Raw genomic sequence first — 6,504 nt, 5'->3', positions numbered from 1 at the left:
TGGGGCGGCATGATCAACGGCATCATGACCCTGTCCGGCGCCTGGGACAAACTGCGCACCGACCCCATCCTGCGCTTCATGATCGTGGCCATCTCGTTCTACGGCATGTCCACGTTCGAGGGTCCGATGATGTCGATCAAGACCGTCAACGCCCTGTCCCACAACACCGACTGGACCATCGGCCACGTGCACTCGGGCGGCCTGGGCTGGGTGGCGTTCATCTCGCTCGGCGCCCTGTACGCGCTGATCCCGAAACTGTTCGGCAAGGAGCGCGTGTACAGCACGCGACTGATCGAGTGGCATTTCTGGGTGGCCACCATCGGCGTGGTGCTGTACGTGGCGTCGATGTGGATTGCCGGCGTGATGCAGGGCCTGATGTGGCGCGCGGTGAACGCCGACGGCACGCTCACCTACAGCTTCGTCGAGGCGCTGGCCGCCACCAAGCCGTATTACCTGGTGCGCTTCCTGGGCGGCGCCATGGTGCTGTCGGGCATGTTCATCATGGCCTACAACCTGTGGCGCACGGTGCGGCCACCGGCGGTGGTCGCCGCGCCCGCCGCCGCAGCCGCCTGAGGAGCCACCGATGAACCACGAAGTCGTCGAAAGGAACCTCGGCCTGCTGGCAGTGGTCGTGGCCATCGTCATCAGCGTCGGCGGGCTGGTGCAGATCGTGCCGCTGATGTTCAGCGCCAAGGTGACGCAGCCCATCGAGGGGGTGAAGCCCTACCCCGCCCTGGCGCTGGCCGGGCGCGACGTGTACGTGCGCGAGGGCTGCTACACCTGCCACACGCAGATGATCCGGCCATTACGCGCCGAAACCGAGCGCTACGGCCACTACTCGGTGGCCGGGGAGTCGGTCTATGACCGCCCGTTCCAGTGGGGCAGCAAGCGCACCGGGCCGGACCTGGCGCGGGTCGGCGGCCGCTACAGCGACGACTGGCACCGCGTGCACCTGCTGAACCCGCGCGACGTGGTGCCCGAGTCGAACATGCCGGCCTTCGCCTGGCTCGAAAAGGCCGCCGTCGACGGCAAAACGGTGCAGCGCCACATGCGGGCCCTCCAGCGCCTGGGCGATCCCTACACCGCCGCCGACATCGAGGGTGCGCCCGCCGCGGTGGCCGGCAAGACCGAACTCGACGCCCTGATCGTCTACCTGCAGGGCCTGGGCACGGCGCTGCCGGCCGGAGCCGGGCGATGAGCGCGGGCGTGGCCTGGGGCCTGTTCACCGGCCTGGTGCTGGTGCTGTTCGTCGCCGGTGCGGTGTGGCTGTACACCCGCCCGCGTGACGCCTTCGACGCCGCCGCCCGGCTGCCGCTGCGCGACGACGAATCACCCCCGCGCAAGGAGGACCGCCCGTGAGCGCCGCCTGGAGCTGGTACGTCACCATCCTGTCGCTGGCCAACATCCTGGCCTGCGTGTGGCTGATCCGCTGGACCGCCAAGAAGCGCCCCGGCGAGGGCGCCGCGTCCGACACCACCGGCCACGAGTGGGACGGCCTTCGCGAGTACAACAACCCGATGCCGCGCTGGTGGCTGGGGCTGTTCTACCTGACCATCGTGTTCGGCCTGATCTACCTGTTGCTGTACCCGGGCCTTGGCAACTTCAGGGGCCTGCTCGGCTGGAGCCAGACCACCGCCTACGAGGCCGAGGTGGCGTCGGCCGAGGTCGACGTGGCGCCGCTGTTCGCCCGGTACGCCGCCACGCCGATCCCGCAGCTGGCCGAGGACCCGGCCGCCATGGCCACCGGCCGGCGCCTGTTCGTCACCCACTGCTCGGTGTGCCACGGCGCCGACGGCCACGGTGCCCGCGGCTTCCCCAACCTGGCGGACGGCACCTGGCAGTGGGGCGGCACCCCGGAGCAGATCGCGCAGACCATCACCCACGGCCGCCAGGCGGCAATGATTCCGTGGGGCACGGCGCTGGGCGAAGACGGCGTCAGGGCGGTTGCCGCCTACGTGCGCACCCTGGGCGGTCACGATGCCGACCCGGCCCTGGCGACCACCGGCAAGGACCAGTTCCAGACCCTGTGCGTGGCCTGCCACGGCCCGGACGGCAAGGGCAACCCCATGCTCGGCGCGCCGGACCTGACCGACGGCTACTGGCTGTACGGCGGCGCCACCCGGGCCATCGAGACCAGCATCCGCGACGGGCGCATGGGCGTGATGCCGGCGCACAAGAACCTGCTCAGCGCCGAGCGCCTCCACGTGCTGGCCGCCTACGTATATGGCCTGTCCCGTGAACAGCCCTGACGACGAGTTCGTCATCGACGCCCAGCACGCCCGCCCGCACGGCTGGCTGCATCGCCTCGGCGCCGTGCTGTGGCCGTCGTTCCTGACCGCCGGCGTGGCCACGGTGGCGTTCTTTGCCAACGTCGACCCGGAGGGCCTGCGTCTGGCCAGCTTCCCCACCTGGGAAATCACCCGCGAGGTCGGCTACACGGTCGGCTTCTTCATGTTCTGGGTGGTCACTGGCGCCTCCAGCTTCATCACCCTGGTGCTGACCGAACCGCCCCGGCAGCGCGTCCGCTCGCCCCATGCCTGAACCCGCCGCGGCCGAACCCGCCCTCTACGCCGCCCGGCCCAAGGCCTACCCGCGCGAGATCGGCGGACGCTTCCAGCGCCTGCGCAAGCTGGCGGTGCTGGCGCTGCTGGGCCTGTTCTACGGCCTGCCGTGGCTGACCTGGGACGACCGCCAGGCGGTGCTGTTCGACCTGCCGGCGCGCCAGTTTCACGTGTTCGGCCTGCTGTTCCTGCCGCAGGACTTCTTCTTCCTGGCGCTGCTGCTGATCTGCGCCGCGCTGGCGCTGTTCTTCTTCACTGCGGTGGCCGGGCGCCTGTGGTGCGGCTACGCCTGCCCGCAGACCGTGTGGACCGAGGTGTTCCTGTGGATGGAACGCTGGGTGGAGGGCGACCGCGCCCGGCGCATGCGCCTGGACAAGGCGCCGTGGACGGCCGGGAAGACCCTGCGCAAGACCGCCAAGCACGCGCTGTGGATCGCCTTTTCCCTGTTCACCGGCTTCACCTTAGTCAGCTTCTTCACCCCGCGCGTCGAGCTGTGGCAGGAACTGACCCGCTTCGACCTGGGCGGCTGGGAACTGTTCTGGGGCCTGTTCTACGGCTTCGCCACCTACGGCAACGCCGGCTTCATGCGCGAGAACGTGTGCATCTACATGTGTCCCTACGCGCGCTTCCAGAGCGCCATGTTCGACCGGGACACCCTGATCATCACCTACGACCAGGACCGCGGCGAGCCGCGCGGCGGCCGTGCGCGCGGGGTCGACCCGCGCAGCCGGGGCCTGGGCGACTGCGTCGACTGCACGCTGTGCGTGCAGGTGTGCCCGACCGGCATCGACATCCGCGAGGGTCTCCAGTACGAGTGCATCGGCTGTGCCGCCTGCATCGACGCCTGCGATTCGGTCATGGACCGCGTCGGCTACCCGCGCGGCCTGATCCGCTACACCACCGAGGCGGCCGTGCTGGGCGGGCACACGCACGTGCTGCGCCCGCGCATCGTCATCTACGGCCTGCTGCTGCTGGCCCTGCTGACCGCGCTCGGCACGGCGGTGGCGCTGCGCACGCCGCTGAACGTGGACGTCATCGCCGACCGCGGCCGCCTGTACCGGGAAACCGCCGACGACCAGATCGAGAACGTCTACACGCTCAAGGTGGTCAACAAGTCGGGCGACCCGGAGCGCTACCGTGCCAGCATCACCGGCCTGCCGGGCGCCACGCTGGAGACCGACCCGCCCCGATTTCAGGTGCCGTCGGCCGGGGTGGCCGTGGTGCCCATGCGCATCCGGGTGCCGGCAGACACCCTAACCGCGCGGGTGAGCACGCTCACGCTCACCGTCACCGCTGCCGGCGGCGCCAGCGCCACGCAGGACGTCCGCTTCCTCGGGCCCGCTGACGATGACTGAACCGCTCGCCCCGCCGCCCTGGTACCGCCAACGCTGGTTCTGGCTGGTCGCCGCGCCGCCCATCGCCGCCGTGGTCGGCGGCCTGCTGACGGTGTGGATCGCCGTGCGCCATGCCGACGCGCTGGTGGTGGACGACTACGCGCGCATCGGCCGCGCCTTCGAGCTCGACCAGTCGCGCGACAAACGTGCCCGCAGCTACGGCGTGCGGGCCGCGTTGCAGCTGGACCGTGCTTCCGGCGCCTTCGAGCTCACGGTGCACGGCGTGCCGGCGAAGCCGCTGGACCTGAAACTGCTGCACCCCACCGACCCGGCCGGCGACCGGCGCCTGACCGTGTCGCCCGATGCCGACGGCCGCTATGTCGGCCGCCTGAAACCCCTCGACGCCACCCGGCGCGCGCTGGAAATCACCTCCCCGCAGCAGGGCTGGCGGCTGCGCGGCGTGCTGCCGGCCGGTGCCGGCGAGCTGCGGCTGGGGCCGCCGTGAGTGGGCACTGCTTCCACTGTCACGAACCGCTGCCGGCGGGTGTCGACCTCACCGTCGCCGTCGACGGCCAGGCGCAGCCGGTGTGCTGTCCCGGCTGCCAGGCGGTGGCACGACTGATCCTCGACGGCCACGCCGACTACTACCGCTTTCGCACCGCCCCCGCCGCGCGCCCGACCGCGCCACCGGCCGCCGACGCCTGGACCGCCTTCGACCGCCCGCAGGCACAGGCAGCCTTCGTGCAGACCCTGGCCAACGGCCGCGCCAGCGCCGGCTTCGTGGTGGAAGGCCTGCGCTGCGCGGCCTGCGCCTGGCTGATCGAAAGCCACCTGGCGCCGATCGACGGCGTGCACGAGGTGCGCGTGAGCCCGGCCACCGGCCGCGTGCAGCTCACCTGGCACCCCGACGCGGTGCACCTGTCGGCCCTGCTGACCGCCCTCGACGCGCTCGGCTACCGGCCACACCCGCTGCCGGCCGAGGCCCGCCAGGCGGCGCAGCGCGAACGGCAGACCGCGCTCAAGCGCCTGCTGGTGGCCGGCCTCGGCATGATGCAGGTATCGAGCTTCGCCTTTGCCTTCTACGTGGCCGGCGACGGCCTGGAACCGACCGTGCGCCAGTTCCTGCGCCTGGTCAGCATGCTGGTGGCGCTGCCGGTGCTGCTGTACGCCGGCAGGCCGTTCTTTGCCGGCGCGCTGCGCGGCCTGCGTCACCGCCGTCCCGGCATGGACCTGCCGGTGGGGCTGGCGCTCGCGCTGGCCGGCGGCGCCAGCGTGTGGGTGACCTTCAGCGGCGGACAGGAGGTGTACTTCGACTCGGTGGTGATGTTCGTGTTCTTTCTCTCGGTCAGCCGCTGGTTCGAGGCCGACGCCCGCGCCCGGGTACGCAGCGTCGGCGAGGCACTGGCCGCCGCGCTGCCGGCCAGCGTGCCGCGCCTGAGCGCCGCCGGGCCGCACGCCGTGGCCGTGAGCGAGCTGGTTCCAGGCGACCGGGTACTGGTCGGCAGCGGCGCCGTGGTACCGGCCGACGGCGTGCTGGTGGACGGCCGTACCAAGGTCGACGAAGCGCTGCTCACTGGCGAGGCGCAGCCGCGCCCGCGCCAGCCCAGACAGGCCCTGATCGCCGGCAGCGTCAATCTGGGACCGCCGGTCACGCTGCAGGTGCAGCGCACCGGCGCCGCCACGCAGCTGTCGCAGATCAGCCACCTGCTCGAACGCGCCCAGGCCGAGCGCCCGCCGCTTGCCCTGCAGGCGGACCGACTGGCGCAGGGCTTCATCACGCTGGTACTGCTGGCCGCGGCCGCCACTGCGGCGTACTGGTGGCTGGCCGCCCCGGAACGCTGGCTCGCCCACACGCTGGCGGTGCTGGTGGTGGCCTGCCCGTGCGCGCTGGCGCTGGCCACGCCGACCGCGTTTGCGGCGGCGGCGGCCGGCCTCGCCCGGCGTGGCCTGCTGGTGACCCGTGGCGCGGCGCTGCAGGGCCTGGCGCGTGCCGACACGGCGCTGTTCGACAAGACCGGCACGCTCACCGCCGCACGGGCGCAGATCGCCGCCACGCACAGCCTCGACGGCCAGCCGGCCGAACGGCACCTGGCCGTCGCCGCCGCGCTGGAACTGGGCGCCAGCCACCCCTACGCGCAGGCGTTTGCGCCCCACGCGACCGACCTCCCCGCCGACGACCGCCAGACCGTTCCGGGCGCCGGCGTGCAGGGCGTGGTGCACGGGCAGCGCTGGCGGCTGGGCACACCGCCGTTCGCCGGCGGTGCCGACGCCGCCGCCGCGATCGCTGCGCCTGGCCCCGGCAGCTGGGTTGGCCTTGGCGACGGCGGCACGCTCGCGGCGCTGTTTCGCCTGCACGACCCGCTGCGCGCCGACGCCATGGACACCCTGAGCGGTGTGCGCCGGCGCGGCCGTCGTATTTGTGCTGAACTTGGTTTTCGCCTTGTACGAAGTCGAACATGTCAGGCAAGCGACTCCCCAACGCGTGCTCGACGATCAAAGCGAATTGGTCGGTTCTTCGGTGTGACGCCCCAATTAAGGGGGATCGCAGTTAAGGGGGGCGCAGTTAAGGGGTGCGCAGTTAAGGGGGAGCCATAATCCCTGGTTGACGC

General features: G+C 71.7%; 8 protein-coding genes. All 8 read left to right on the top strand.

Annotated elements, in window-relative coordinates; translation table 11 throughout:
* A partial coding sequence (locus ABYX71_RS09675) for a cbb3-type cytochrome c oxidase subunit I (RefSeq protein ID WP_372696295.1) occupies positions 1-573 on the top strand: 573 nt, incomplete at its 5' end.
* A gap of 10 nt (positions 574-583) precedes the next feature.
* Positions 584-1,198 (top strand): cytochrome-c oxidase, cbb3-type subunit II, encoded by a 615-nt coding sequence (gene ccoO / locus ABYX71_RS09670; protein ID WP_372696294.1) that lies wholly within the window; start codon positions 584-586, stop codon positions 1,196-1,198.
* Positions 1,195-1,359: a cbb3-type cytochrome oxidase subunit 3 gene (locus ABYX71_RS09665; protein ID WP_372696293.1), complete on the top strand. Its 165-nt coding sequence runs from the start codon at positions 1,195-1,197 to the stop codon at positions 1,357-1,359. Before ccoO ends, ABYX71_RS09665 begins: the two co-directional genes overlap by 4 nt.
* Positions 1,356-2,249, top strand: a complete 894-nt coding sequence (gene ccoP, locus ABYX71_RS09660) for a cytochrome-c oxidase, cbb3-type subunit III (RefSeq protein WP_372696292.1) — start codon at positions 1,356-1,358, stop codon at positions 2,247-2,249. Before ABYX71_RS09665 ends, ccoP begins: the two co-directional genes overlap by 4 nt.
* On the top strand, positions 2,236-2,541 hold the full coding sequence (locus tag ABYX71_RS09655) for a hypothetical protein (protein ID WP_372696291.1): 306 nt from the start codon (positions 2,236-2,238) through the stop codon (positions 2,539-2,541). The genes ccoP and ABYX71_RS09655 overlap by 14 nt, the downstream gene beginning before the upstream one ends.
* Positions 2,534-3,916 carry a cytochrome c oxidase accessory protein CcoG gene (ccoG, locus tag ABYX71_RS09650; protein WP_372696290.1) on the top strand — a complete coding sequence of 461 codons (1,383 nt, stop codon included), beginning with the start codon at positions 2,534-2,536 and terminating at the stop codon, positions 3,914-3,916. Before ABYX71_RS09655 ends, ccoG begins: the two co-directional genes overlap by 8 nt.
* A complete protein-coding gene (locus tag ABYX71_RS09645) occupies positions 3,909-4,400 on the top strand; it encodes a FixH family protein (protein WP_372696289.1) in 492 nt (163 codons plus the stop codon). Before ccoG ends, ABYX71_RS09645 begins: the two co-directional genes overlap by 8 nt.
* Positions 4,397-6,490, top strand: coding sequence for a heavy metal translocating P-type ATPase (locus tag ABYX71_RS09640; protein ID WP_372696288.1), 2,094 nt, complete (start codon positions 4,397-4,399; stop codon positions 6,488-6,490). Before ABYX71_RS09645 ends, ABYX71_RS09640 begins: the two co-directional genes overlap by 4 nt.
* Positions 6,491-6,504: the final 14 nt, after the last annotated feature.

The sequence above is a fragment of the Immundisolibacter sp. genome (assembly GCF_041625615.1).
Taxonomy (GTDB): Bacteria; Pseudomonadota; Gammaproteobacteria; order Immundisolibacterales; family Immundisolibacteraceae; genus Immundisolibacter.
The sequence above is the reverse complement of the archived record's forward strand: the minus strand, read 5'-3'. Positions and strand labels throughout refer to the sequence as shown.